The organism is Nocardiopsis dassonvillei subsp. dassonvillei DSM 43111, assembly GCF_000092985.1.
In the GTDB taxonomy this organism is placed as follows: domain Bacteria; phylum Actinomycetota; class Actinomycetes; order Streptosporangiales; family Streptosporangiaceae; genus Nocardiopsis; species Nocardiopsis dassonvillei.
This window is the reverse complement of the sequence record NC_014210.1, coordinates 5,225,996-5,251,948: the sequence shown is the minus strand read 5'-3', so window position 1 is coordinate 5,251,948 and position 25,953 is coordinate 5,225,996. Positions and strand designations below refer to the sequence as shown.

21 protein-coding genes are annotated in these 25,953 nt (G+C 73.5%); 17 read left to right on the top strand and 4 right to left on the bottom strand.

Annotation, left to right across the window (positions count from 1 at the left end):
* The first annotated feature begins 147 nt into the window (after positions 1 to 147).
* The 15 genes from NDAS_RS21790 to NDAS_RS21720 all read left to right on the top strand — a co-directional run bounded on the left by NDAS_RS21790 (position 148) and on the right by NDAS_RS21720 (position 18,949).
* Entirely contained in the window at positions 148 to 906 is a 759-nt protein-coding gene (locus tag NDAS_RS21790; RefSeq protein WP_013155408.1) for a TetR/AcrR family transcriptional regulator, read from the top strand.
* Positions 907 to 1,010: 104 nt separating this feature from the next.
* Positions 1,011 to 2,636, top strand: coding sequence for a peptide chain release factor 3 (locus tag NDAS_RS21785; RefSeq protein WP_013155407.1), 1,626 nt, complete (start codon positions 1,011 to 1,013; stop codon positions 2,634 to 2,636).
* Positions 2,637 to 3,443: 807 nt separating this feature from the next.
* Complete coding sequence (locus NDAS_RS21780) at positions 3,444 to 4,733, top strand: citrate synthase (protein ID WP_013155406.1); 1,290 nt, start codon at positions 3,444 to 3,446, stop codon at positions 4,731 to 4,733.
* A 231-nt stretch (positions 4,734 to 4,964) separates the two neighbouring features.
* On the top strand, positions 4,965 to 5,816 hold the full coding sequence (locus tag NDAS_RS21775) for an HdeD family acid-resistance protein (RefSeq protein WP_013155405.1): 852 nt from the start codon (positions 4,965 to 4,967) through the stop codon (positions 5,814 to 5,816).
* Between the two features lie 459 nt (positions 5,817 to 6,275).
* Positions 6,276 to 7,421, top strand: coding sequence for a macrolide family glycosyltransferase (locus NDAS_RS21770; RefSeq protein ID WP_197724925.1), 1,146 nt, complete (start codon positions 6,276 to 6,278; stop codon positions 7,419 to 7,421).
* Positions 7,422 to 7,663: 242 nt separating this feature from the next.
* On the top strand, positions 7,664 to 8,218 hold the full coding sequence (locus NDAS_RS21765) for an AAA family ATPase (RefSeq protein ID WP_013155403.1): 555 nt from the start codon (positions 7,664 to 7,666) through the stop codon (positions 8,216 to 8,218).
* Positions 8,219 to 8,469: 251 nt separating this feature from the next.
* Complete coding sequence (locus NDAS_RS21760; protein WP_081461768.1) at positions 8,470 to 9,738, top strand: hypothetical protein; 1,269 nt, start codon at positions 8,470 to 8,472, stop codon at positions 9,736 to 9,738.
* Positions 9,735 to 12,080 (top strand): serine/threonine-protein kinase, encoded by a 2,346-nt coding sequence (locus tag NDAS_RS21755; protein WP_013155401.1) that lies wholly within the window; start codon positions 9,735 to 9,737, stop codon positions 12,078 to 12,080. The genes NDAS_RS21760 and NDAS_RS21755 overlap by 4 nt, the downstream gene beginning before the upstream one ends.
* Before the next feature lie 17 nt (positions 12,081 to 12,097).
* Complete coding sequence (locus tag NDAS_RS21750) at positions 12,098 to 13,510, top strand: PP2C family protein-serine/threonine phosphatase (RefSeq protein WP_013155400.1); 1,413 nt, start codon at positions 12,098 to 12,100, stop codon at positions 13,508 to 13,510.
* Positions 13,494 to 14,846: a vWA domain-containing protein gene (locus NDAS_RS21745; protein ID WP_013155399.1), complete on the top strand. Its 1,353-nt coding sequence runs from the start codon at positions 13,494 to 13,496 to the stop codon at positions 14,844 to 14,846. Before NDAS_RS21750 ends, NDAS_RS21745 begins: the two co-directional genes overlap by 17 nt.
* Positions 14,847 to 14,855: 9 nt before the next feature.
* Complete coding sequence (locus NDAS_RS21740) at positions 14,856 to 15,566, top strand: FHA domain-containing protein (RefSeq protein WP_013155398.1); 711 nt, start codon at positions 14,856 to 14,858, stop codon at positions 15,564 to 15,566.
* A 6-nt stretch (positions 15,567 to 15,572) separates the two neighbouring features.
* On the top strand, positions 15,573 to 17,174 hold the full coding sequence (locus NDAS_RS21735; RefSeq protein ID WP_013155397.1) for a hypothetical protein: 1,602 nt from the start codon (positions 15,573 to 15,575) through the stop codon (positions 17,172 to 17,174).
* A 68-nt stretch (positions 17,175 to 17,242) separates the two neighbouring features.
* Positions 17,243 to 18,088 carry a glutamate ABC transporter substrate-binding protein gene (locus NDAS_RS21730; RefSeq protein ID WP_013155396.1) on the top strand — a complete coding sequence of 282 codons (846 nt, stop codon included), beginning with the start codon at positions 17,243 to 17,245 and terminating at the stop codon, positions 18,086 to 18,088.
* Between the two features lie 190 nt (positions 18,089 to 18,278).
* Positions 18,279 to 18,608 carry a DUF6221 family protein gene (locus tag NDAS_RS21725; protein ID WP_013155395.1) on the top strand — a complete coding sequence of 110 codons (330 nt, stop codon included), beginning with the start codon at positions 18,279 to 18,281 and terminating at the stop codon, positions 18,606 to 18,608.
* 80 nt (positions 18,609 to 18,688) lie between these two features.
* Positions 18,689 to 18,949, top strand: a complete 261-nt coding sequence (locus NDAS_RS21720; protein WP_013155394.1) for a DUF6504 family protein — start codon at positions 18,689 to 18,691, stop codon at positions 18,947 to 18,949.
* 70 nt (positions 18,950 to 19,019) lie between these two features.
* Here the strand turns inward: NDAS_RS21720 and NDAS_RS21715 are convergent, their stop codons facing one another.
* The 4 genes from NDAS_RS21715 to NDAS_RS21700 all read right to left on the bottom strand — a co-directional run bounded on the left by NDAS_RS21715 (position 19,020) and on the right by NDAS_RS21700 (position 22,224).
* On the bottom strand, positions 19,020 to 19,937 hold the full coding sequence (locus tag NDAS_RS21715; RefSeq protein ID WP_013155393.1) for a M48 family metallopeptidase: 918 nt from the start codon (positions 19,935 to 19,937) through the stop codon (positions 19,020 to 19,022).
* Between the two features lie 237 nt (positions 19,938 to 20,174).
* A complete protein-coding gene (locus NDAS_RS21710) occupies positions 20,175 to 20,876 on the bottom strand; it encodes a DivIVA domain-containing protein (RefSeq protein ID WP_013155392.1) in 702 nt (233 codons plus the stop codon).
* A 30-nt stretch (positions 20,877 to 20,906) separates the two neighbouring features.
* Entirely contained in the window at positions 20,907 to 21,233 is a 327-nt protein-coding gene (locus tag NDAS_RS21705) for a hypothetical protein (RefSeq protein ID WP_013155391.1), read from the bottom strand.
* A 100-nt stretch (positions 21,234 to 21,333) separates the two neighbouring features.
* Positions 21,334 to 22,224: an N-acetylmuramoyl-L-alanine amidase gene (locus NDAS_RS21700; protein WP_013155390.1), complete on the bottom strand. Its 891-nt coding sequence runs from the start codon at positions 22,222 to 22,224 to the stop codon at positions 21,334 to 21,336.
* Positions 22,225 to 22,782: 558 nt separating this feature from the next.
* Between NDAS_RS21700 and NDAS_RS21695 the strand changes: the two genes are divergently transcribed.
* Positions 22,783 to 24,009, top strand: coding sequence for an LPXTG cell wall anchor domain-containing protein (locus NDAS_RS21695; protein WP_013155389.1), 1,227 nt, complete (start codon positions 22,783 to 22,785; stop codon positions 24,007 to 24,009).
* Positions 24,010 to 24,418: 409 nt separating this feature from the next.
* Complete coding sequence (locus NDAS_RS21690; RefSeq protein WP_232051599.1) at positions 24,419 to 25,804, top strand: hypothetical protein; 1,386 nt, start codon at positions 24,419 to 24,421, stop codon at positions 25,802 to 25,804.
* Positions 25,805 to 25,953: the final 149 nt, after the last annotated feature.

Below are 25,953 nucleotides of genomic sequence, written 5' to 3'. Positions count from 1 at the left end.
CTGCATTCCTCCCCTGGCGGCGGTCCCGGGAGATGGCACCGCGTGCCATTCGTTGGCATCCAGTGCCAGGATAGGGGGTGGAAGGGATGAAGTACACAGATGGGGGCGCACAGCCCTCCCAGACACCGGACGAAGGGGGTGGGGCCCATGGAGAACTCGGGAGGCCGGGGTGGTCAGGCGCGCGGGGACACCCGCGCTGTGGTGCTGGCCGCGGTGCGGCTGTTCACCGGGGACGGCTTCGAGGCCACGACGATGGACCAGATCGCCGCGGCCACGGGCGTGAGCCGACGCAGCCTGTTCCGCCGCTTCGGCTCGAAGGAGGACATCCTCTTCGCCGAGCACGACGAGTTGTTCGCCACGGTCGAGGGCTTCCTGGAGGCCTCCCCGGACGACCCGCTGACGTCGGTCCTCTCCGCCACCCGGCTGGTGCTCCAGGGGTACCTGGGCGATCCGGAGATCACCGTGCCCCGCTACCGCCTGGTCCGCGCCCACGCCCGCCTGCGCGACCGGGAGGTGGCGATGACCGCCCGCTACCAGGCCGCCTTCAGCCGCTACCTGGCGCGGCGCGGGGGAGGCGCTGACCGCTCGCTGGCCGCCGGGGTGGTGGCGGCGTCGCTCATCGCGGCGCACAACCACGTCCTGCGCGGGTGGCTGCGCGGCCCGGAACAGGACGTCCGAGAGGTGTGGGCGCGCTTCGACGAGGCCATGGAGTTCGTCCGCCGGGCCGCCGAGCCGATGCTGCGCACCGCGCCGGAGCCTCGGCGCGACCGGGTGCTCGTGGCGGTCTACCCCGGTGGCACCGGCCGCGAGGAGCTGCTCCGCCGTGTCGCCGAGGCCGTCCGGGAGTCCGAGGGGACCGAGGGACCGGAGAGGGTGGAAGGGGCCGAGGGACCCGCGAAGGCGTAGGGAGTCCGAGGGGCCGGGCCCGCGCGGTCGGGGCGGCGCTCCGACGAGCGTAGGCTGGTGGGCCGGGAAACGGGTAGTCACACGAGGCGGATCGGACAGCGGAAATGAGCGTGGACACGGCGGGCGCCACCAAGCAGGAGTCTGAGGTCGTACGCGAGGCCTCCCGGCGGCGGACGTTCGCGGTGATCTCCCACCCCGACGCCGGAAAGTCCACCCTGACCGAGGCCCTGGCGCTGCACGCCGCCGCGATCTCCTCGGCGGGCGCCGTGCACGGCAAGGGCGACCGCAAGGGCGTGACCTCGGACTGGATGGAGATGGAGCAGGACCGCGGCATCTCCATCACCTCCGCCGCGCTGCGCATCGACTACGACGACCGGGTGCTCAACCTGGTGGACACCCCCGGCCACGCCGACTTCTCCGAGGACACCTACCGGGTGCTGTCCGCGGTGGACTGCGCGATCATGCTGCTGGACTCGGCCAAGGGCCTGGAGCCGCAGACGCTCAAGCTCTTCGACGTGTGCCGGGCCCGGAAGATGCCGGTCATCACCTTCGTCAACAAGTGGGACCGCCCCGGCCGCGAGCCCCTGGAGCTGCTGGACGAGATCGAGCAGCGCATCGGGCTGCGCCCCACCCCGATGAACTGGCCGGTGGGCATCGCCGGGGACTTCCGCGGCCTCATCGACCGCCGTGAGGGCGTCTACACCAAGATGTCGCGCACCCCGGGAGGGGCCCACAAGGCCATCGAGGAGGTGCTGGAGCCCGAGCGCGCCGCCGAGGTGGAGGCCGACGCCTGGGTCCAGGCCCAGGAGGAGATCGAGCTGCTGGAGGCGCTGGGCGCCGACTTCGACGCCGAGTCCTTCCTGGCGGGGGAGTCCTCCCCGGTGCTCTTCGGCGCCGCGCTGCCCAACTTCGGGGTCGGTCAGCTGCTGGAGGCCGTGGTGGGCCTGGCCCCGGCCCCCGGGCCCAAGGAGGACGACCGCGAGCGCCCGCGCGCCGTGGCCGACCCGTTCTCGGGCCAGGTGTTCAAGATGCAGGCCAACATGGACAAGAACCACCGGGACCGGATGGCCTTCGTGCGCATCAGCTCGGGCCGCTTCGACCGCGGCATGGTGCTCACCCACGCGCCCACGGGGCGTCCGTTCGCCACCAAGTACACCCAGGCGGTGTTCGGATCCGACCGCACCACCATCGAGACGGCCTACCCCGGAGACGTGATCGCGCTGGTCAACGCCCAGGCGCTGGCCGTGGGCGACACCCTCTACGACGGCCCCAAGGTGTCCTACCCGCCGATCCCGAGCTTCGCCCCCGAGCACTTCGTGGTGGCGCGGGCCAAGGACGCGAGCAAGTACAAGCAGTTCCAGCGCGGCATCGCCCAGATGGACGCCGAGGGCGTGGTGCAGGTGCTGTCCTCGGACGTGCGCGGTGAGCAGGCGCCGGTGCTCGCGGCGGTGGGCCCCCTCCAGTTCGACGTGGTCAAGCACCGCATGGAGCACGAGTTCCGGGCCCCGATCGAGGCCTCGCCGCTGGACTACTCCGTGGCGCGGCGCACCGACGCCGAGTCGGCTCCCGCCCTGCACGCCCTGTCGGGCGCGGAGGTGCTGCGGCGACGGGGCGACGGCGAGCTTCTGGTGCTGGTGCACAACAAGTGGCGTCTGAGGGTGATCGAGCGCGACCACCCGACGCTGTTCATGGAGCCGTTGCTGGCCGGAGGCGTCGACGAGGCCGAGTGAGGCCCCGGGCGGCGAGGCCCCCCGGCCGCGCCGCGGCCCGGACCGGTTCCTTCGGTCCGGGCCGCCGCCCTTTACGGCAAAGCACGCCCGGGCCGTTTACCCCGGGTGAATATCGGTTACCCGCTGTCGTTACCGGGGTCCGGATCCCGGGGAAATTGGGCGCTTCGCGGAACGCCTCCCGGAGGGCGTCCCGGCGGTGCGGAGGAGCTGTGCGCCCGCCGGGTGTGAACTCCCGTGGCGCACGCACAGTCCGTTGCCACGACGGGCCCGCTTCGCCGCGGTCGGCGGGGTCGCCGTGATCCCCGGGGCCCAGGCAGAGGCCAAGATCACCAGCGCGCGGGCACCCCGCCTCAGGCCCCGTGAACAGCGCGAAGGTACCCTGAGGGAAGGCCACTAGGGCGTGTTCGGACACCCGGCCGCACCGAGCTTCGTCCGGCTCTGTCCACTTCTGTGAAGGACAGGCCGAAGGGGGAGGGTTCGGGCGGATGTCGGACCGCCCAGGGGACCGGTACAAGGAGGCAGCGGGGCGCCGGGAGGACCTCCCGGTTCCGTCTGCGACGTCTCAGGGCGATCACGAAGTAATCGACGGCTGGCAAAGTTTGTAAATCTTCACCTGGCGGTAATTCAGTGCACGTGTGGGTATGTGTTGCATGTCACCTGTTCGTGAATCGGTGAAACTTATATGCTTTTGCTTAACTGTCGTTTAACAAAACAGAACAATAACGAGTGAAGCAGGAACGTGGCGGCGGACCGCCCCGCGTATGACGCACCTCACGTATCCCCCGCCTGGAAAGGTTGACCTCGGGCATGAGCGAAGACGACAAAGAGCGCACGGTGGAGCTCCACTACGAGGGCGGCGTGCTGAAGCTGCCGGTGTTCACCGGTACCGAGGGTGAGCGCACCATCGAGCTGAAGACCCTGCTGGGGTCGACGGGGATGACGACCCTGGACCCGGGGTTCGGCAACACCGCTTCGTGTAGCTCGGAGATCACCTACATCGACGGGGCCGCCGGGATCCTGCGCTATCGCGGGTACCCGATCGAGGACCTCGCCGTGGGCGCGACCTTCATCGAGGTCGCCTACCTGGTGATCTACGGCGAGCTGCCCGACGCGGACCAGCTCAAGGAGTTCGCCGACAAGCTGCGCGACAACGCCGACATCCCGGCCGACATGGGCGCGCTCATCGACGCGATGCCCCGCAACGGCCACCCCATGTCCCTCATGGCCAGCGCCGTGAACACCCTCGCCGCCTACTACGACGACAGCGTCGACCCCGGCGACGAGGACCAGGTGGAGCTCGCCACGATCCGGCTGTTGGCCAAGCTGCCGACGATCGCGGCCCGCATCTACCGCAACTCGATCGGCGAGAAGCCGATCGGCCCGGACAGCTCGCTCGACTACGTCGACAACTTCATCCGGATGACCTTCGGCGACGTCCACGCCGACAGCGAGCTGGGCGACCTGTTCAACCAGGCCGTCGGTATGCTGCTGGTGCTGCACGCCGACCACGAGCTCAACTGCTCCACCGCCACCGTACGCGTCGTCGGCTCCTCGAAGGCCGACATCTACGCCAGCGTGGCCTCGGGCATCAACGCCCTCTCCGGCCCGTCCCACGGCGGCGCCAACCAGGCCGTCCTGGAGATGCTGGAGGAGATCCGCGACTCGGGCATCTCCATCGAGGACTTCCTGGAGAAGGTCAAGGCCCGCGAGATGCGCCTCATGGGCTTCGGGCACCGGGTCTACAAGAACTTCGACCCGCGCAGCAAGGAGATCAAGGTTCTGGCCAGCCAGATCCTCGACCGCGACGAGAACCCGGACGAGCTGTTCGCGCTCGCCCTCAAGCTCGAGGCCGCCGCGCTCGCCGACTCCTACTTCACCGAGCGCAAGCTCTACCCGAACGTCGACTTCTACACCGGCGTCATCTACCGCACCATGGGCTTCCCGACCAACATGTTCACCGTGTTGTTCGCCATCGGCCGCCTGCCCGGCTGGATCGCCCACTACCGCGAGCAGCTGCGCGACCCGGCCTTCCGGATCGCGCGCCCGCGCCAGCACTACGTCGGCTCCGCCGAGCGCCGGCTCCCCGGCCAGGGGTAAGCAGGCACACCCCCGGAGCACACAGGAGCGCCCGCCCGCGTCAGACGGGGCGGGCGCTCCCGTGCGTTCTCCACAGCCGTGTCCGCGCTGTTCGGCCCTCCGCACGCCCGGGTATGACCGCTACGGGCTGCCTTTTCCCGCATTTTGCGGATCGCTGTCGTCCGTGTGCGACATCGGGGGAAGGGGCAGGGTGCGGTTACCGGACGGGGCCGTGTGCGGGAGGGGGCGACGATGGTCAGGTACGCGTGGGCCGGTGACCTGCTCGGTGAGCTGAGCCGGAACTGGTGGCTGGTGGTCCTACGGGGGGTCGCCGCGGTCCTCTTCGGTCTGGTCGCGCTGGTCTGGCCGGGCAAGACGCTGGTGGTCCTGGCGATCGTCTTCGGCGTCTACGCGCTGGTCGACGCCGCGGCCCTCGGGTACGCGGCCTACCGCTCGTCGGTCGGCGCCCGGCTGCCGCTGGTCGTCCAGGCGGTCCTCAGCGCCGTCCTGGGGGTGATCGCCCTCTTCTGGCCGGTCGCGGCGATCGTCGCGCTCGTGTTCGTCGTCGGCGTCTGGGCCGTGGTCACGGGTGTGGCCGAGATCGTCACCGCCATCCGCCTGCGGGCGCACATCAGCTCCGAGTGGCTGCTGGTCTTCGTCGGGGCGCTCTCGGTCGTCTTCGGGCTCCTGCTGTGGTTCTGGCCGCTGGAGGGCGCGCAGGCCATCATGTTCGTGATCGCGATGTACGCGGTCATCTTCGGCGCGGTCATGGCCGTGGCCGGGTTCCGTCTCCGGGGCGCGGCCGAGGCCTTCCTGCCCCCGGAGGACTCGCCCGCCTTCGCCGGTCTCGGCGAGCCCGAGGAACCCGAGGAGCCGTACGACCGCGGAACCCGCCCCGGCGACCTCCTGGAGGACCGCGCCGACCGGGCCGACCGCGCCTCCCACGACGACGACCTGGACCGCTGGGGTGAGCGCGACTCCGCGGACCGGGGGGACGATCAGGGCCGGTGGGACGACAGGGACGACCGCGGCGGCTGGGACGACCGGCCGGGCGGCAGACACCGAGCCCCGGGTGACGAGGGCGGCCCCGACGAGCTCCGCTGAGGCCCCTCGGCCCACCGGACGGGCGCCGGGTCCCGCGCGGGTACCGGGCGCCGCAGGCGGAACCGCGTCCACGGGGTGGTCGGGCCGGACCCGGTGCGGGCGCGGGCGGGCCGCGGCTTCCCGGCCGCCGGGGCGGTTCGGCGCCGGGCCTGTGAGGCGGACGGCGCTGACGGAGACGGCCACGCTAGCCGCCCCAAGGCCACGGGGCGCTTCTCCGGATCCACGGGACCGCGTGGAAAGGAGTGCTTCGCCGGGGCCACGGGACCGCGCCGAAAAGCAGGTGCGCGATCCCTCGACGCCTGGCTACCATGGCGCGCATGCACCTCCAGATCTACGGCTAGCGACAGGCGTCACCGCCGCCGCGGCGCACCCGCCCCGCCACGGGGCCCGGTGCCCTCCGCCCTACCCGTGAACACCCCCGTCTGGAGAAACACCTTGAACCGCCGCGCCCACATCGCCATGGTCGGCACCCCCACCGTGAGCCACGTCCTGCCCAGCCTGGAGGTCATCCGCGAGCTGGTGGACCGGGGCCACCGGGTCACCTACGCCAACGACCCCCTGCTGGCCGACACCATCACCGGCGTCGGGGCCGAACTCGTCCCCTACTCCACCATCCTGCCCACCGGCGACGGCACCTGGCCGGACGACCCGGTCAAGGGCATGGACATCTTCCTGGACGAGGCGATCAACCAGCTGCCCGCCCTGCGCGCCGCCTACGACGGAGACCGTCCCGACCTGTTCCTGTACGACATCTCGGGGTTCGCCGCCCGGGTCCTCTCCGTCAACTGGGACATCCCCTCCGTGCAGCTCTCGCCCACCTACGTGGCCTGGGCCGACTACGAGGACACCGTCCTGAAGTGGCTGCGCGCCCAGCCCGGGGCCGAGGAGCACTACGCCAAGCTCGACGCCTGGCTCGCCGACAACGGCGTCACCGGCCTCGACCACTCCTCCTTCGCCGGGGTGCCGGAGCGGGCGCTGGCGCTGATCCCACGCGAGATGCAGCCCTTCGCCGACACCGTGGCCGAGACGGTGACCTTCGTGGGGCCGTGCCTGGGTGACCGGGCCGACCAGGGCGAATGGACCCGTCCGGCGGACGCCGACAACGTCCTGCTGGTCTCCCTGGGGTCGGCGTTCACCAACCAGCCGGGGTTCTACCGCGCCTGCCTGGAGGCCTTCGGGGACCTGCCCGGCTGGCACGTGGTGCTCCAGATCGGCAAGTACGTGGACCCCGCCGAGCTGGGGGAGGTGCCGGGCAACGTCGAGGTGCACACGTGGGTGCCGCAGCTGGCCGTCCTGCGCCAGGCCGACGCCTTCGTCACCCACGCCGGTATGGGCGGCTCCAGCGAGGGCCTCTACACGGGGGTGCCGATGATCGCCGTCCCGCAGGCCGTCGACCAGTTCGACAACGCCGACCGACTGGTGGAACTCGGCGTCGCCCGGAGGATCGACACCGGGGAGGCCAGCGCGGAGCGGCTGCGCTCGGCCCTGCTGGAGCTGACCGCCGACCCCGGGGTCGCCCGCCGCCTCGCCGAGGTCAGCGCCCGGCTCCAGGCCAGCGGTACCTCCTACGCGGCCGACCTGGTCGAGGCGGAACTGCCCGCCTGAGCCGGGTCCGGCCGACGCCCAGTCCCGGAGGGCTCCCGGCCGGGACATCCCGGCCGGGAGCCCCGCCGATCCGCCGGAAGCGGCCCGGCGCACCCGGGCCGCGGAGGCGCGGACGCCGAGGCCGTGGCCGGTCCCCTTCCCGGGGACCGGCACCCCCGTACCGCGGCGACGCGTCGCGACCACCGGCCCGGGCGGGGCCGACACGGCAGGCCCCGTCCGGCCCCGTCCCCGAACGGAGCACCATGGACCACCTCGTCGTCGTCACCGGAGGCCCGGGATCGGGCAAGACCACCCTGATCGACCACCTGGCCTCGCTCGGGTACGCGCGCACCCCGGAGGCGGGGCGCGCCGTCATCCGCGACCAGCGCGAGATAGGCGGCCGGGGCCTGGCCTGGCGCGACGACGCCCTGTTCGCCGAACTCATGCTCTCGTGGGAGATGCGCTCGCACCGCGAGGCCTCGTCCCTGCCCGGCCCCGTCTTCTGCGACCGCGGCGTCCCCGACCTGGTGGGCTACCTCCGCCTGCGCGGCCTGCCGGTCCCCGGACACGTCACCGAGGCGGTCCGCCGGTTCCGCTACCACCGCCGGGTCTTCGTGGCCCCGCCCTGGCCGGAGATCTTCACCGGAGACGCCGAGCGCCACCAGTCCCCGGAGGAGGCCGAGCGCACCCACCGGGCGATGACCGAGGCCTACCCGGCGTGCGGCTACGAACTGGTGGAGCTGCCGCGCGTGCCGGTCGCCGAGCGGGCCCGCTTCGTCCTGGAGGTCCTGGGCGGGCACAGGCATCCGAAACCGTGACGGGAGCGCACGGAGCGACGGGTGTGACGGAAGGAAGCTTCTGTCATGTGATGCGCCCTGTGGACCGCAAACGGGGCGCCAGTGGCCGTTCATGGCCGTAAACCGGGCTTTCTCTTGTAGTTCGCGAAAGCGGGGGCCAGACTCTTGTCTAGGTAAAGGACCATTGACCGTCCACGCCCCAGACGGCTGCGGGGAGCGTGCGTGGACGCCGGGGAGGAAGGCGGCAGGTGGCCAGGGCGTCCGGGGCGAGCATGCCGCCCATGAGCTGGGAGGGCATCGACCACGCGCTCAACCGTGTGCGCGGTGAGGCCGACAGGATCTCCCTCAACCTCGCTGACCTGGACGGCCACGTCAGCCACCGCATGCTCCAGGGGGCCGACCTCGTCGGGCGCACCCGGCGGCGCTGGGAGCACGCCAGCGGGCGCATCCGCAGCCTGTGGACGGTCTACGATGCCTTCCGCCGCGTCGTCGACAGGGCGGGTCGGATCCGGGACCGCGCGGAGGGCCCCGAGGACCAGGCCGCCCTGACCTCCCTGCTCAACGGCGACTCCGTACCCCTGCCCGCCGGCGAGGTCCCGCTGCACGAGCGCGGGCTGCTCCACACCGGACGGGAGTCGGGCACCCTCGCCGCCGCCGTCGCCCGCATGTCCGCCGACTACGAGGAGGCCACCGAGGTCATCTCGGCCGCCGAGACGGCCTGGGACGCCCTCCACCCGCGCCTGGGCGAACTCGACGCCATGTGGCACGAGATCGGCACCCTCTCCGACATGGTGGAGCTCGCCGAGGACGAGTACGAGTCACTGCGCGTGGACCTGGCCGCGGTCGGCGCCACCGTCCGCCGCGACCCCCTCGCGCTCGTCGAGGACGGCCGTGTGGACACGTCCTCCCTCGAACGGCTGCGCCTGCGGCTGGAACGCGTGCGCGGCGAGCTCCGCGACGCCCTGCGCATGCGCGACTCCTACGGCGAGAGCGTCGAGCGGCTCGGCTTCGCCATCGACGACGTCGGCAAGGCCGTGGAGCGCGCCCGCGCGCTGCGCGAACAGGTGGTCGCCAAGGTCTCCTCGCCCGCCGCGGTCGACGTGCCCGACCCCGTCCCCGCGCTGCGGGCGCACATCGACGCCATGGACGACCTGCGCGGCCGGGGCCGGTGGCGCGAACTCGGCGCCCGCCTGGGCGAGGTCCAGCGCGCCGTCCGCGAGGCGGCCGACGACGCCCGGGAACGCGAGGCCAACCTCACCGGCCTCCTGGAGCGCCGAGCCGAACTGCGCGGACGCCTGGACGCCTACCGCTCCCGCTCGGTCCGGATCGGCGTCGCCGAGGACCCGCGGCTGACCCGTCTCCACAGCACGGCGCACTGGGAGCTGTGGACCGCGCCCTGCGACCTGCGCGCGGCCACGGTCGCCCTCTCCGCGTACCAGCGCGCGCTCCAGGAACTCGGCGGAACCGATTCCGCTGTGAACAGAACCACACCGGGCCCGGACGCGTCAGAGGGCGAGAGCGATGGTGGTGTGAACAGATGACGAAGTGCACGGTCCCCGGCTGCCCCGGCCGGGTCGAGGACGGTTTCTGCGGCGTGTGCGGCATGGCCCCCGCGGACGTACGGCCTCCGGACGGCCCCGCCCCCCGGCAGCGGCCCGTGCCGCCGACCTCCGGCCCGCAGCCCTCCCTCGGCGCGAACTCCTCCGCCAACCCCCTCAGCGGCGACCCCGTCCACTCCCACCCCCTCTCCGGCAACGTCAGGCTCTCGGGGCGCTCCGGTCCCGGCAGTGTCTCCGCGACCTCGGGCGCCAGCGTCAGCGGCGCCGGACGCGGCAGCCGCCGATCCTCCCGCGGCATGCTCGGCATGGGCATGGTCCAGGTGCCCCTCGTCCCCTACCGGGACCCCTCCGAAGCCGTCATGGACAACCCCGTCGTCGCGGAGAAGAACCGCTTCTGCGGCAACTGCGGGGAGCGGGTCGGCCGCACCCAGGGCGACCAGCCCGGGCGCACCGAGGGCTTCTGCCGCAAGTGCGGGACCCAGTTCTCCTTCACGCCCAAGCTCTCCCCCGGGGACCTGGTCGGCGGCCAGTACGAGGTGCTCGGCTGTCTGGCCCACGGCGGCCTCGGCTGGATCTACCTGGCCCGGGACCGCAACGTCAACGACCGCTGGGTGGTCCTCAAGGGCCTGCTCAACGCCGGTGACGCCGAGGCGCACAAGGCGGCCGCCGCCGAGCGCGCGTTCCTCTCCGAGGTCGAGCACCCCAACATCGTCAAGATCATCAACTTCTCCCAGCACCCCGACCCGCGCACCGGCATCCCCGGCGGCCACATCGTCATGGAGTACGTGGGCGGCAAGTCCCTGCGCGAGCTGCTCATCGAGCGCCGGGAGGACGACCCCGACGCCGTCCTGCCCCCGGACCAGGTCATCGCCTACGGCCTGGAGGTCCTGCGGGCGCTGGGCTACCTGCACTCCAGGGGCCTGCTCTACTGCGACTTCAAACCCGACAACGTCATCCAGAGCGAGGAGCAGATCAAGCTGATCGACCTGGGCGGCGTGCGGCGCATGGACGACACCGTCAGCCCCGTCTACACCACGCCCGGGTACCGGGTGCCCGAGGAGGAGCTGCGCGGCCCCGGCCCCACGGTCAGCGCCGACCTGTACTCGGTCGGCCGCGCCCTGGCCGTGCTCAGCTTCCGCTTCAGCTTCATGCGCGACCACCCGCACAGCATCCCGCCGAGGGAGACCGTGCCGCTGCTCCAGCGCCACCCGTCCTTCGACCGGCTGCTGCGCCGCGCCACGCACAGCGAACCCGAACTGCGCTTCCACGACGCCGAGGACATGGCCGACCAGCTCACCGGCGTCCTGCGCGAGGTGCTCTCCGACCTGGAGGGAACGCCGCACCCGGCCCCCTCGACCCTGTTCGGCGCGGAGAACCCCGCCGCCCGACCCGACCCCGGCGCCCACAACGCCGACCGCATGCTCCTCGCGCCCCCGCCCACCGACGCGGCGGCGCTGCTGCCCGCGCCCCTCATCGACCAGTCCGACCCGGCCGCCCAGCACCTGCGCGGTTTCCAGACCCTGCCGCCCGAGGAACTCGTCCCCGCGCTGCGCGCCATGCCCTCGCCCACCCCCGAGACCCTGCTGATGCTGGTCCGCGCGCTCGTCACCGTCGGACGCCAGGGCGAGGCCATGGACGTCCTCCAGCGGTTCAGCGAAGTGGTCCCGGGCGACTGGCGCACCATGTGGTACCTGGCCGTCGCCGAGCTGAGCACCGGCCGGTTCCGCGACGCCCGCGACCACTTCGACGAGCTGTACGACCACCTGCCCGGGGAACTCGCGCCCAAGCTCGCACTGGCCCTGGCCTGCGAACGGACCGGCGAGCACGAGACCGCCGCCCGCCTGTTCCGGGCGGTCTGGAACACCGACCGCTCCTTCGTCAGCGCCGCGTTCGGCCTGGCCCGCATCCGCCTGGTCCAGGGGGACCGTGCCGCTGCCACCGCCGTCCTGGACACGGTCCCGGAGCTGTCGCGGCTGCACGTCCACGCCCAGACCGCGCTGATCGCCGTGCTCGCGGCGCACCACCAGGGCACCGGGGCCGCCGACTTCGTGCAGGCCGGACGGCGCCTGGAGCGGATCGGCCTGGACGGCGAGTCCGCCGACCGCCTGGCGGTACGGGTCCTGGAGTCGGCCCTGGGCTGGTTCGGCGCGGGTGCGGGGGCGTCGGCGGGGGAGGAGCTCCTCGGCGCCCCGTTCACCGAGAACGGTGTGCGGGCCAACCTGGAGCGCCGCTACCGCGCGCTTGCCCAGCGCGCCGTCGCGCCGTCGGAACGCTATGAGCTCGTCGACAGGGCCAACTCCCTACGCCCCGTGACGCTGCTGTGAGGAACGAGGGAACGGCGATGACCAAGGTGCGGACCTGCCCCGCCTGCTCGGACAGGGTGTCCACGGAGGACGCCTTCTGCGAGGGGTGCGGACGCCCCCTCCCCGAGGGCGCGGAGAACGCGGGGCACCCCGACAGCATGCCCACCGCCCCGCAGGCGAGCCTGGCCGGTGCGGTACCGCCCGGCGGGTGGTCCCGGGACGGGGCCGACGGCGGCGCGCGGAACGGGGGAGCCCCGGGTCCGTCCGGTGCCGTGTCGCCCGGCGCCGACGCGCGTCCCGGCCTGGTGCCCGACGACGGCGCACCCACGGCTCCGCAGGTGAGCCTGCGGTCCCTCGACACGGGCGGGCGGGACGCGCCCGCGCCGCAGGCGCTGCCCGACTCCGCCCCGCACGCGGCCGACTCCATGGTCACCCAGCCGATACGCCGGGACAGCCTGCCCTCGTTCGCGTCCTCCGCGCCCCCGGCCGCCCAGCCGGAGGCCGTCCCCGACTGGCCGCCGCCCGCCACCGGGAGCAACCCGGTGCGGCCCGCCAACCCCGGCCTGTGCGCGTGGTGCCCCGGAGCGGTCAGCGACGGCTACTGCGAGCGGTGCGGCCTCCTCCAGCCCACCGGGCGCGACCACGTCGAGGTGCGCACGCGCGCCGCCGTCGGCGTCAGCGACCGCGGGCTGCGGCACAGGCGCAACGAGGACGCCATGGCGATCCGTGTGATCGACGCCGACCACCCCCGCGCACCCGGCGTGGTCTGCGCCGTGGTCTGCGACGGGGTGTCCAGCTCGCCGCGCTCGGACGAGGCCTCCCGCGTCACCGCCGAGACCGGAGTGGCCGTCCTCGCCGAGCGCGTCAGCCAGGGCGCCGACCCCCGCGAGGCCACCGGCGCGGCGATGATCCGGGCCGCCGAGGCGGTCGCCGGGATCGCCGACTCGCCCCGCTCCGCGCCCGCGTGCACCTTCGTGTCGGCGGTCTACGACCCCGCCGCGGGCACCGTCACCGTCGGCTGGGTCGGCGACAGCCGCGCCTACTGGCTCTCCGGAGGCCCCACTTCCAGCGCTTCGGCCCTGCTGACCAGGGACGACTCCTGGAGCGAGGCGATGGTGCAGATGGGGGCGCTCTCCCGCGAGGAGGCGATGCGCTCCTCCAACGCCCACGCCCTCGTCGCGTGGATGGGCGCCGACTCCGGCGAGATCGACGCCCACATCTCCACCGTGACCCCGACCGGCCCCGGCGCGGTCGTGCTGTGCAGCGACGGCCTGTGGAACTACTTCCCCGAGGCGCAGGCGCTCACCGACGCCGTCCCGGGGGCGGGGGCCAGACCCCACGAGGCCGCGCGCGCCTACGTCGACCTCGCCCTGGAGGCGGGCGGCAAGGACAACATCACCGTCGTGATCGTTCCCGTGCCCGCTGGGGGTCCCCGTGCCCGACACGACTGAGCGCGCGGCCGAACCGGGCTTCCGGATCGAGGTCGACCAGAACGTCCTCCTGCCGGTGGGCGGACGCGAGGTGCACGCGATCGTCAGCGTCACCTCCACCGGCTCCGTGGTGGTGGGGGACTCGGTGCGCGCCGCCGAGGTGATCATCGTGGACACCTCCGGCTCGATGCACGGCGCCAAGATCGACGCGGCCAAGCAGGCCGCCCGCGCCGCCGTGGGCGTCCTGCGCGAGGGCGTCCACTTCGCGGTGGTCGCCGGGCACAGCGACGCCTCCGTGCTCTTCCCCGAGGGAGGCGGGCGGATGGTGCGGGCCGACGCCGTCACCCGCGCCGAGGCCGCGGAGGCGATCGGCGGACTGCGCGCCGACGGCGGCACCCGCATGGGTTCCTGGCTCGTCCGGGCCGCCGAGCTGTTCGCGACCGTGGAGGGCGGCATCAAGCACGCCATCCTGCTCACCGACGGCCAGAACAACGAGCCCGCCGCGGTCTTCGGGCAGGCGCTCGACCGCGTCGCGGGCTCCTTCGTCTGCGACTGCCGGGGCGTGGGCACCGACTGGAGGGTCGAGGAGCTGCGCCGGATCGACTCCGCCCTGCTCGGCGGAGGCCCAGGCATCATCGCCGACCCCGCCGACATGGTGGCCGACTTCCGGGCGATGGCGCAGGCCTCCATGGGCAAGACCGTCGCCGACGTGGTGCTGCGGCTGTGGACGCCCCAGAACGCCGTCGTCCGCCACGTCAAGCAGGTCGCCCCCACCGTCAGCGACCTCACCGGCCGCGGCGTGGAGCGCGTGCCCCAGTCGGGCGACTACCCCACGGGGTCCTGGGGCACCGAGAGCCGCGACTACCACGTGTGCGTCCAGGTGCCGCCCGGCGTCCCCGGCCGCCAGCTGCGCGCCGGATGGGTGCGCGTGGTGCTCCCCGGGACCGCCGGAGCCGAGGACCAGGTCCTGGCCTCGGGCAACATCCTCGCGGAGTGGACCGCCGACGAGGCCCGCGCCACCGAGATCAACCCCCGCGTGGCCCACTACACCGGCCAGGTCGAACTGGCCAGGGCCATCCAGGACGGGCTCGCGGCCCGTCGCGACGGCGACGACGACACCGCCACCACGCGGCTCGGCCGCGCCGTCGCACTCGCCCACGAGTCGGGCAACGAGGAGACCGCGAGGCTCCTCGGCAGGGTCGTCGACGTGGTCGACCCCGTCACCGGAACCGTCCGGCTCAAGCCCGGTGTCAGCAAGGTCGACGAGATGACCCTGGACACCAACTCGACCCGGACCGTACGGACCCGGCCGCGGCAGAGCGGGCCGGACGCCGGCGGTGCCCCCACACCCGGGTAGGAGGGACCCATGCCGAGTTGCCCTTCCGGGCACCGCTCCACGGCGACCGACTTCTGCGACGTCTGCGGGCTGCGCCTCCAGGCCTACTCCCCCGCGTCGCGGCCCCCGTCGCAGCGCCATCCGACACCGCCCACACCCCCCGTGGCCCCGTCGCGGCCCCCCGCGCCGCCGCGCCCGGTGACCCCTCCCAGGGGAGGCCCCTGCCCCGAGTGCGGCACCTACCGCGCGGGCCGGTTCTGCGAGGAGTGCGGATACGACTTCGCCTCGCGCTCCGAGGACCACCGGCGCGCCCGCGCCGACGAAGGGCGGGCGGGAGCGCGCTGGCGCGCGGTCGTCGTCGCCGACCCCGCCTACTACCAGTACATGGTCCACCAGGGCATGCTCGACCCCGACCAGATCTCCTTCCCCAAGGGCAGCGCGCAGCGCCGGGTGCCGCTCACCGGGGACAGGGTGCACATCGGACGGCGCAGCGCCACGCGCGGCTTCACACCCGAGATCGACCTGGGCGGTCCCGGCGGCGACCCGGCCATCTCCCACGTCCACGCGATCCTCGTCGCCAAACCCGGCGGCACCTGGGCCATCCTCGACCCGGGCTCGACCAACGGCACCACGGTCAACGGGACCGCCAACCCCATCGCCCCCAACGTGGAGGTTCCCCTGAATGACAGCGACCGGATCTACGTCGGCGCATGGACCGTCATCATCCTCCAGAAGGGGTGAACCCCGTTGACGCCCCCCACCCCCGACCGGGCCCCGCACGGGACCGGGACCAGGCCGCCGGAGGCCCCGCACGGCGCGCTCCCGGCGGTGCCGGGCGGCCAGCCCCCGCGGGCCCCGGCGCCCGACCGCGAGGGCGCCCGCCCGCCCCGACGCGGGCGGAGCGGGCACGGCGCCCGTGAACGGGTCTCCGGGCTCCGCCGCTGGGCCGGCACCACCCCGGCTCGGGTGTGGCTGCTGTCCTCGGTGTGCGTGCTGGCCGTCCTCGGACTGCTCGGCTCGGCGACCGCCACCCTCGGCCAGGCCCGCGACGGCCTGCGCGTGCTCGGGGACGACGCCGGTCCCCAGGCACTGGCCACCACCGACCTGTACCTGGCGCTCGCGGACATGGACGCCCGCGTGGCCGACGTGCTGCTCATGGGCACCGACCACGGCCTGGGCCCGGGCCGCGAGGACGCCCTGGAAGGGTACGAGGCGAGCCGGGCACGGGCCAACGAGGCCCTGCTCGAAGCGGCATCGCTGACCGAGGGCGACAGCGTGGAGGAGCGCAACGTCGAGGCGGTCCTGAACGGGATGGGCGCCTACGAGCAGCTCGCCAGAGAGGCGCGGCTGCTCAACGACGAGGCACAGGCCCCGCCCGGCCGGGTGGACGGGGCGGCCCTGGAGGCCTACGGCGAGGCCACGCGGCTGATGCACGCCGAACTGCTGCCCAAGGCGTTCAACCTGGGGCTGGACGCGTCGGCGAACGTGCGCGCCAACCACGAGGAGGGGCAGTCCTCCGTCGCGCTCGGCATGCTCTGGGTGGGCGCGGTCGGCACGGTCACCGTCGCCGCGCTGCTCGGCCTCCAGCTGTACCTGCGCGTGCGGTTCCGGCGCCGGTTCAGCGCGCCGCTGCTGGCCGCCACGGCGGTCGCAGTCCTGCTCACCGGCGGGGTGGTCCTCGTCCTGACCGTCAGCGGCGGGCACCAACGCGACGCCAAGGAGGAGGGGCTGGACGCGGCCATGGCGCTGTCCCGGGCCGGGGCCATCTCCACCGACATGCAGGCGGACCAGAGCCGCTACCTGCTCGACCGGGACATGGCCGACAACTACGAACTGGTGTACCTGGAGCGGGCGCAGCAGGTGCTGTACCGCCCGGCCAGCAACCTGGACGCGTACTACGGTCAGATCGAGGGCGTGGTCGCCGCCTACCCGGAGCTGCCGGGATCGGACGGCTCCGACCCCGAGGACCCGGGCACGCTCGGCTACCTGGGCCAGCGGGCCCAGGACACGCTGCTGCCGGGGCAGGAGGGCGCGCTCGCCGAGGTGCTGGAGTCCTACAACGCCCTCCAGGCGGAGGACCGGGCGCTGCGTTCGGCCGCCGAGGAGGGGGACCTGGCGGGGGCCGTCGGGGTCCGCATGGGCGTCGCGCACTCCGAGGACGGCGCCTTCCAGACCTACGAGGCCGCGCTGGCGGAGCTGACCGACCTGCACGAGGAGGCGTTCGACGCGGGCATCGGACGCGCTGACGCGGCGCTCACCCCCTGGACGTGGCTGCTGCCCGCCGCGACGGCCCTGCTGCTGGTCCTGCTCGTCCTCGGGGTCCGCCCCCGTCTGGCCGAGTACCGCTGAGTCCGGCCTCCCGCCCCGAGTCCACCCCCACCCGGATCCGCACCCCCCGAGAGACGAGGAACAGGCCGATGAGGTTTCGACACGGGCGCGCCGCCGCGGCCGCCCTGGCCGCCGCGGCGGTGATCGGGCTGCCCGCCTGCTCAGCGGTGCTGGGCGAGGAGGAGTCGCTCCTGGACGCCGACACGCTGACCGTCGGCGTCAAGACCGACCAGCCCAACCTGGGGCTGGAGGACGGCAGCGGCGGCATCACCGGCTTCGACGTGGACGTGGCGTTCTACATCGCCGACAGGCTCGGCTTCGCCGCCGAGGACGTGGAGGTGACCGGCGTCACCTCCGCCGACCGCGAGGAGAAGCTGATCAGCGGCGAGGTGGACATGGTCGTGGCCACCTACTCCATCACCCCCGCCCGCAAGACCCAGGTCACCTTCGGCGGCCCCTACTACGTCGCCAAGCAGGACGTGCTGGTGCGCGCCGAGGACACCGACGTCCGGGGGGTGCGCGACCTGGAGGACCGCAGCGTCTGCCAGGGGGAGGGCTCCTACTCCGCCGTCCGCATCAGCGAGGGCCTGGGCATCGGCATCGAGCAGAGGGAGGCGCCCAGCTACAGCGCCTGCATCGACGCCCTGCGCGCGGGGGAGGTGGACGCCGTCTCCACCGACAACCTGATCCTGGCCGGGTTCCTGGCCGAGGAGCCCGACGCCTTCCGGTTCGTCAACAACCCCTTCACCGACGAGAAGTACGGCGTCGGCCTGCCCCACGGCGACGTGCGCGCCTGTGAGGCCGTCAACAGGGCCATCAGCCAGATGTACCAGGACGGCACCGCCGAGGAGCTGCTGGAGCACTGGTTCGGCGGGATCAACCCCCAGCTCGTGGTGACGAGCGTGCCCCAGTTCGAGGGCTGCGATCCGACGTGAGGTCCGGGAACGTGGTGCGCCCGCGGGCGGGTGCGGGGGCGCGGGGGGCGAACGGCCGGAGCGGGGGCCCGTGGCCGGAACCGGACGGAGGAGCCCCGCTCCGCGCCGGGCCGTCGCCGGGGCGGCCCGGCGCGGGTACGGGTCCTGCACCCAGTACCGGGGCAGTGGTGGACAGGATGGGAGTTGTCCGTTGACCATCGTCGAGTTCCTCAACGCGCGTCTGGACGAGGACGAGCGCGCGTCGGAGGCCGTCCCCGCGGGAACCCGCGGCCGTGACCGTGCGCTGGCGGAGGTCGCGGCCAAACGCAAGATCGTCCGCGGGTACGCCGAGGCGCACCGGGCGGGTATGCGCGACCTCGAACCCCTCGTGGCCCCCGGCGGCGCGGGCCCCCTCCCCGAGGCCCGGCGCGGCGCCGGCGGCGACCCCTGGTCGGAGCTGCTGGCCTGGCGGCTGGCGGTCAAGTACCTCGCCGGTGTGTACCGGAACCACCCCGAGTACGACCGGTCCTGGGCGGACTGACCCGCCTGTCGCCGGCGGGGTCCCCGACACGGGCCGCCGACGCTTGACTTGTTCGAACTGGTGTTCGATAAGCTGGCGGGGTGAGTCTTCTGAACGAGCAGATCGACGTCCGTTCCACCGAGGGCGGGACCCCCGCCCAGTTCACCTGGCGCGGCCGCGCCTACCGGGTCCGCAGGGTCATCGGGGACTGGCCCGCCCGCCCGGGCACGCCCGGCGTCCCGGCCACGCAGATCCACCTGCTCCGCGTCTCGGCCGAGTCCGACACGGGGGAGCCGAGCATCATCGACATCACCCGCGACCTCGCCTCCGACCGCTGGACCATGCGCCGCCACTGGAACTGATCCGGAGCCCGCCCGGCGCCGTCGAGCGGACCCCGCCGGGCGGGCGGGAGCCGGTGCCCGGAGGGGTGGTCTAGAGGAAGACCCGGCCGCGCCGGGTGCGGTCGCGCAGGGCGGCCATGCGGCGGGTGTTGCCCGGTCGGCGGGTCAGCAGGTGGTAGAGCAGCAGCGAGCAGCCCCGGTCGGTGCGCGCGCGGTCCGCCATCTCGCCCATGTTCACCCGCGTGTACAGGTTGCCGCCCCCGGCGAGGACGCGCACCGAGTGGGCGCCCTCGGGGACGTGCGCGTAGGCGTGGTTGTCGGCCGTGTACTCCATGGCCCGCGACAGCGCGGCCCCCAGCCCCGGGACCAGTTCCCCTCCCAGCGCCGCCGTCCGCCGCCAGAAACCGGTGTGCCCGGCCGCCACGTGCCCCAACTGGTGCGCGACCAGGAAGGCCAGCGCCTCGGGGTCGCGGACCCGGCCGCACGGGCCGAACAGGTCGTCCGACAGCACCAGGTACCGGCGCAGCCCGTGCCCGGCGGCGTCGGTCCCCCAGCGGCGCGGCCCCACCCGCACGTAGGCCTCCGGCGTCCGGGGCAGCCCCGTCTCGGCGGCCAGCGCCACCACCATCCGGTGCGCCTCGGGGAACTGCGTGGGCGAGATCTTCACCGACTCCGCCCTGCGCCGGGCGTACAGCAGCCCCCGCGCCTGCCAGTACACGGCGGGCACCACCGCCAGGGCGGCGGCCGCCCACAGCCACGACCCCGTCAGCGACCACACCGCGTGGGCCAGTCCCGCCGCCGTCAGCAGAGTGGCGCCCACGCACGCGGCCAGGAGCGGGGCCTCCCACGGGTGGGCGGAGGCCGGGACGACCTCCTCGTCGGCGCCGAGCACCCGCAGCCCCTCCCTGGAACGGGTTCTGGGGCCGCCGTCGGCGTCGGAGCAGCGGTCGGGCGCGCCGTGCGCCGGACATGCGGTGGCGCGCCCCTCCGGCGGCATCGCGTGGGACATCCTGCCTCCCCTCGGGGCGCGGTCTGCGGGACAGCGGGGGGATGACTACTTCCTGTGTCCAAATATTACTTTCCGCTGTCCTGAAAATGGGGAGTGTGCGCTACGGCGTGTCCGTGGCCGGTGGCCCCTCCACCCCGGCCCGACAGGCGCGAACGCGTCCGGGGCCGTCGCCGAGGCCCGGTTCGTACGCGGCCCGCGGTCGTCCGTTCAGACCGGGTCCCTCACCCGGAGTCACCGTCAGTGCGGCTGCTCGTACCCGCGCAGCTCCTCGGCGAGCAGGTCCAGGAAGTGGTCCACCTGCGCCGGGTCGTACCCCGGCCGCGCGCGCGTGGTGCTGAACTGGATCCGCTCCACCTCGGCGGCGGTGAGCGTGGCCCGGTCCGGCCGCCCCTGCTGGAGGACGTCCAGCGTGAACTCGGCCCGGTCCAGGAAGTCGTCGACCTCCTGCTCGTTGTAACCCGTGGTCAGCCGGGTGGTGGCGAACTGCTTCTCCCGGACGTCCCTCGGGGTCATCCCGGAACGCCGCGGCGGCCGGGGCGGGCCCTCCTGCCGCCACGGCGCGTCCGGGCCCGCGTCGGGACCGGGCCGCTGGTGCCGCGGCCGCGCGGAGGCGCCCGCCGCGCCGGGGCGGGGCGGCGACTGGTCCCGGGCGCGGCCGAGGCCGCGGCCGGCCAGGTCGGCGACCACGAGGTCGAGGAAGTCGTCGACCTCGTCCTCCCGGTAGCCCGGGCTGAGTCTCGTGGTGCGGAACCGCGAGTTGCGCACCTCGTCGGCCGTGATGAGCGCGCCCGTGCTCGGGCCGCCCTCCAGGGCGACGAGCGTCGCCTCGATCCGGTCGAGGAGCGCGTCGACGTCCTCCTCGTTGTACCCCGGGCGCAGACGCACCGTGTGGAACTTCTTTTCGCGGATGTCCGCCGGTGTCAGAGGCATGGTCCCCATTGTGCAGTTGACGAGGTTCGCAGGGCTGTCTTATCCCCGGGTCGTGTGTGATTCGGCCTCGGCCAGCAGCTCCACGAGGCGGGACAGGAGGTCCTTCACCTGGGAGCGGTCGTACCCGCGCAGGACCAGGTCCACCGGGGCGTCGGCCAGTTCCGCGGAGGTGATGGGGTCGGGCGCCGGCGCGGAGGGCCGGTCGAGGGCCCGCCCGTCCTCGTCGGTGAGGACGGGGCCGCCGGTGAGGGCGGTCAGCGTGGAGGAGGCCCGGTGGACGAGGTCGTCCACCTGGTGGCGGTCGAAGCCGCGCAGGACGATGTCGAAACCGGGGAAGGGGAGGGGGCGCGGGGCGGGGGACGTCATGGGCGCATTATGCCCGCGGGGGAGCGGCCTCCGCCACAGCGGCGGGAGTTGTGGCCGGGTGTGGACGCCCGGGGCGGGCCGTCGCGCCGTCCGCCCTCCCTCAGCCCCGCATGAGGTAGAGGGCCAGGCCCTGCGCGATGGCGTCGGCGGCCCGCTCCCGCCACGCGGGATCCTCCATGAGCGCCGCGTCCTCGGGGTTGCGCATGTTGCCCGTCTCCAGGAACACCTTGGGCACGTCGGACATGTTCAGCCCGCCCAGGTCGGTGCGCACGTCCAGGCCCTCGTCCGCGAGGTAGTCGGCGGTGGGGACGCCGCTCCCCTCCAGGTACGCGCGGTGGATGTCCTCACCGAGCAGCCGGGAGGACTCGGTGATGTCGTCGGTGAAGCCCTCGACCTCGCCCGGCATGATCACGTGGAACCCGCGACCGGTCTCGGGGCCGCCGTCGGCGTGCAGGGACACGGCCGCGTCGGCCCCCTCCTCGTTACCGATGCCCGCGCGCTCGTCGATGCACGGCCCGACCCCGCCGTTGTCCTCGCGGGTGAGGACGACCGTGGCGCCGTCGGCCTCCAGCCTCTCCTTGACCAGCACGGACAGCTGCCAGTTGAACTCGTGCTCGGCGTAGCCGCTCGCGGTCTCGGTGCCGACGGTGTCGCAGGCCTTCTCGTTCGGTCCGGCGGGGACCATCGCGTTGATCTCGTCGGGGGCGGCGGCGTTGCCGCCGTTGTGGCCGGGGTCGATGACCACGACGCTGTCGCCGAGGGGGCCCTGGCCCGGAGGCGGGCCCTCCTGCTCCCCGCCCCCGGGTGCCTCGCGGTCGTCACCGTCGGCGCCGTCCTGCGGTCCGGGGAGGGGGAGGGCGGCGGTGGGGTCGCTGCCGGGGGGCGCCCCGGGCGTCGTCGAGCAGGCGACGGCGGTGAGGAGGAGGACGGAGGCGAGTGACAGGGCGCGGGTGGCGCGGCTCCGGGGCCCTGACGGTGCGGAGACGGGCATGCCCACAACCTAGCCGCTCCGGGGGCCCGGGCGTCACCCCGGACGTGCGGCGGTGGGGCGCGGGGGGAGGCCGCGGCTGACGGGAGCGGGCCCCGCCCGGGGGTGTGCCGCCCGTCACCCGGGGCGCGGCCCCGGGCGGGTCAAAGGCATTCCTCGGGGACGCGCTTCCTTTGTGAGACGCGACATACGGTGTTCGGTTTACCGGTTCCGAGAAAAACTTCCGCAGAGAATTGTGGTGTCGCTCAGAGTGAGGGGTTCTTTCTCTGTGATCTTTTCGTGATGGGCTTCGGGAGAATTCGTCCTTTGTGGGGATGTAAGGTCTGGGTTAGGAAATCGGAAGTACTCCACGGCCCGGTTCCCGCGCCTCCTCCGTCCGGTGGTCGCGACCGCGCCCTCCTGTTTCCGCTGGCAGTGAGCTTTCTGTGTGCTCCCGCCATCCCCCATCCGATCCTGGTTCGCGCCCTGTGTTCCCACGACTTCCCCCACGGTCGGCCGGTGGCGCGCGTATCCAGAGCAGTCTGACCAGTGCGGACTGCGGCCGATCCGAAGAGGATTGATTTGAAGAACACTCGCGTTACCGCGCGCCGCATTCTCCAGGGCGGAGCGGCTTTCGCCGCTCTCGGCGCGCTCAGCATCGCCACGGCTCTCCCCGCCGCGGCCGAGACCGAGTACTACGGCTGGGCCTACGCCTCCGTCGGCAACTGGGAGGGCGTCGCCGTCAGCTACGACGGCACGACCACCAACAGCTACTCCGGTTCCATCGGCAGCTGGCTGACCTTCTCCGGCACCAGCAGCGCCACGGTCGGCGGTGACGGCGTCACCGCCACGGCCACCGTGGACACCGCCCGCGTCCAGCTCACCGTCTCCGATGTCGAGGAAATCGTCGAGGAGAACCTCGACGAGGAGTCCGAGGTCACGGAGGAGACCGAGGAGACCGAGGCCGAGGAGTCCCCGGCCCCCGAGGGCGAGGAGACCGAGCCCGGCGTCGACGACGGCCAGCCCGAGGACGGCGGTACCGGCGGCGAGGGCGGTGAGACCGGCGGTGACGAGAACACCGGTGGCGGTGAGACCGGCGGCGAGGACACAGGCGGCGGGACCGACGCCCCGGAGGCGCCGGAGACCAGCCCGGCCCCCGAAACCGACCCCGCGACCGTCTCCGAGCCCGAGACCCTGGTTCTGGACGAGGAGAGCACCGAGCTGGTCAGCGGCTCGGACGAGATCGTCCTCGACGCCACCCTGTCCGGTGTGACCACCACGACCACCCAGAGCTGGGACGGCGAGGTCTCCCACAGCGCCGACGTCGCCGATATCTCCTACCCGGAGGTCGTCACCCTCGACAGCGGTGAGCAGATCACCGTTCTGATCGACATCCAGTCGTACGAGCACGTCGAGGAGTACAGCGACGAGGAGAACGGCGTCACCTGGAACGACGCCTACACCGGCTTCGCGGTGTCCTTCACCGTCGACGGCGCCGAGGCCCCCTTCCACTACGTGGACCTGGCCGAGAGCCTCGCCAGCGTCGGTGTCTTCGAGCAGGGCAACGGTGACAACGGCGGTGACGACGGCGACGACAAGCCCGCGCCCACCCACCCCGAGGACAAGACCGAGAAGAAGCCGCAGCCGGAGAAGCTGGAGAACGCCGAGTCCCTGGCCCAGACCGGCAGCCCGATCGCCGGTCTGATCGCGGCCGGTGCCGCGATCGCCGCCGGTGGCGGTCTGGCCGCGTACTTCGCGCGCCGCAGGAAGAACACCGCTGACTCCGCCGCGGAGACCAGCGAGGGCTAGGCACGCGCTTGGCGTCGGCTGAGCCGATCCGGCCCCGGGGACACGTTCCCCGGGGCCGTTTCCGTTGCCCGGAGCCTTCCGCCCGGCACCGCTTCCGCTGCATCCCGGGGCGTCCGGAACTTCGCGGCGGCGGCCTCCGTTGACCGGTGGTCGGCGCCCGCGCACCGGCCGATCGGCCCACGGCGAACGGTTTCCGTTTCGTGATCCAGAGGTTAGGCTCGCCGTAGGGCGCCCGCACACACCGCCCGACACAGAGTCACCTTCCCGGGGCGGGAAGGCCCCGACACGATCCGCCCCGCACACCGCGACCGGCCGTCTCAGGCCGGCCGGGCAACCCTGTCCGCCGTTCGCGGCGGTCACGGGCCGACCCCAGGGTCGGACATCCCCCGCATACAACAGGAGTGTTGTGGTGTCTCCCGCCAAGCTGACCGCGCGCCGCCTCGTCCGCGGCGGCGTCCTGTTCGTCGCTCTCGGAGTGCTGGGCGCCGTGCCCGCGCTCCCGGCCGCCGCCGACCAGCTCGTCTGGGGCAACGCACAGGCCTGGGTGGCCGACGGCGACGTGGTCACCGGCTACTCCACCGCCACCGGATTCGGCGGCGAGACCGAGGGCAGCGCCGCGGCGGAGGACCTCTTCGGGCCGATGGCCGCCTACCTGGAGATCGACGGCGAGAGCCACACCGTGGTCGACGCCGACAGCGCGCGCGCCGCCTCCACCGTGCGGACCGCCTCCTTCCGGATGGAGGTCGCCGACCTCGCCGCCCAGGGGCTGATCGACGTGCCGCCGGAGGTGGACCTGCCCGAGCCCTCCGCGCAGCCGTCCCCCTCCCCGGAGGCCGAACCGTCCTCGGAGGGCACCCCCTTCCGGGACGAGCCCTCGCCGGACGGCACCGGCGGCGACGGCACGGACGGCGCGGGCAGCACGGGCGGCGACACGGGTGGCGGAGCGGACGACAAAACCCCCTCGGGCGGGGACCCCGCCGACGGGGGAACCGCGAACGGGGGCTCGGGGGGCGACGGGGACACCCCCGCGGACACGGGGGACCAGGACGCGGCCCAGGCGAGCGAGGAGCCCTCCGACGCCCCCCGGCACGAACCGCAGGAGGGCGCGTCCCCCAGTCCCTCCGGCTCCTCCCCGAGCGCGGCCGGGGACGTGCTCCTCCTCGACGGGGCCGCCGCCGAGACGGTGTCCACCGACGGCAACGCCGTGGAGTTCACCCTCGCGGACGTGACCGCCACGGCCACCGCCGGGTACGACGGCGTGACCGAGACGACCTTCGCGCACGGCGACCTGACCGCGTTCGGCGTCTCCGCCGGGCCGCTGGGCAAGAACGCCGACGGGACCGTGGTGGCGGAGGTCCTGGAGGTCTTCGACGAGGACGGGGACGTGGCCCTGGAGGTGCCGGTCCGCATCCGCTTCGAGGCCAACGAGACCACCTTCCGGGACCAGGACGAGGACTGGGACGGGCGGGGGAGCCGAAGCTGGATGACCGTGTGGGTGCAGGTCGGAGAGGTCGGCCAGGAGAGGGGCTTCGCGGTGGACTTCGCCGACGCGTGGGCGCTCGGGTCCACCTACGCCGCGACCACCCCGCCCTCCCCGGGCGACAAGGGCGACCCCGAGGAGGAGTCGCCGCGGCCGGAGGAGGCCGCCGGGGACGACGACCGCCTGGCGACCACGGGCAGCTCGCTCGCCGCGCTGATCACCGCCGCGGTGGTGGCGGTCGGCGGCGGCGCGGCCGCCACCTTCCTGGCCCGCGACCGCACCACCGCCATGGACGACCGGATCGAGGACTTCTAGCCGGCGCCCTCCGGGACCCGCCGCCCGGCTCCACCGCGTGCCCGGGCATCCGTGTGCCCGGCTTCGCTGGATGTCCTCACACGGCCCCGGGCGGAGGGCCCGTCCGGTGGGAACGTCCGGGCCCGCCGCCCCTCGGCGCCCGGACACGC

Excerpts from the sequence above, each read along its gene's own strand:
- NDAS_RS21790 (WP_013155408.1), top strand. The coding sequence starts at position 148 with ATGGAGAACTCGGGAGGCCGGGGTGGTCAGGCGCGCGGGGACACCCGC.
- NDAS_RS21785 (WP_013155407.1), top strand. The coding sequence starts at position 1,011 with ATGAGCGTGGACACGGCGGGCGCCACCAAGCAGGAGTCTGAGGTCGTA.
- NDAS_RS21780 (WP_013155406.1), top strand. The coding sequence starts at position 3,444 with ATGAGCGAAGACGACAAAGAGCGCACGGTGGAGCTCCACTACGAGGGC.
- NDAS_RS21775 (WP_013155405.1), top strand. The coding sequence starts at position 4,965 with ATGGTCAGGTACGCGTGGGCCGGTGACCTGCTCGGTGAGCTGAGCCGG.
- NDAS_RS21770 (WP_197724925.1), top strand. The coding sequence starts at position 6,276 with ATGGTCGGCACCCCCACCGTGAGCCACGTCCTGCCCAGCCTGGAGGTC.
- NDAS_RS21765 (WP_013155403.1), top strand. The coding sequence starts at position 7,664 with ATGGACCACCTCGTCGTCGTCACCGGAGGCCCGGGATCGGGCAAGACC.
- NDAS_RS21760 (WP_081461768.1), top strand. The coding sequence starts at position 8,470 with ATGCCGCCCATGAGCTGGGAGGGCATCGACCACGCGCTCAACCGTGTG.
- NDAS_RS21755 (WP_013155401.1), top strand. The coding sequence starts at position 9,735 with ATGACGAAGTGCACGGTCCCCGGCTGCCCCGGCCGGGTCGAGGACGGT.
- NDAS_RS21750 (WP_013155400.1), top strand. The coding sequence starts at position 12,098 with ATGACCAAGGTGCGGACCTGCCCCGCCTGCTCGGACAGGGTGTCCACG.
- NDAS_RS21740 (WP_013155398.1), top strand. The coding sequence starts at position 14,856 with ATGCCGAGTTGCCCTTCCGGGCACCGCTCCACGGCGACCGACTTCTGC.
- NDAS_RS21730 (WP_013155396.1), top strand. The coding sequence starts at position 17,243 with ATGAGGTTTCGACACGGGCGCGCCGCCGCGGCCGCCCTGGCCGCCGCG.
- NDAS_RS21715 (WP_013155393.1), bottom strand. The coding sequence starts at position 19,937 with ATGTCCCACGCGATGCCGCCGGAGGGGCGCGCCACCGCATGTCCGGCG.
- NDAS_RS21710 (WP_013155392.1), bottom strand. The coding sequence starts at position 20,876 with ATGGGGACCATGCCTCTGACACCGGCGGACATCCGCGAAAAGAAGTTC.
- NDAS_RS21705 (WP_013155391.1), bottom strand. The coding sequence starts at position 21,233 with ATGACGTCCCCCGCCCCGCGCCCCCTCCCCTTCCCCGGTTTCGACATC.
- NDAS_RS21700 (WP_013155390.1), bottom strand. The coding sequence starts at position 22,224 with ATGCCCGTCTCCGCACCGTCAGGGCCCCGGAGCCGCGCCACCCGCGCC.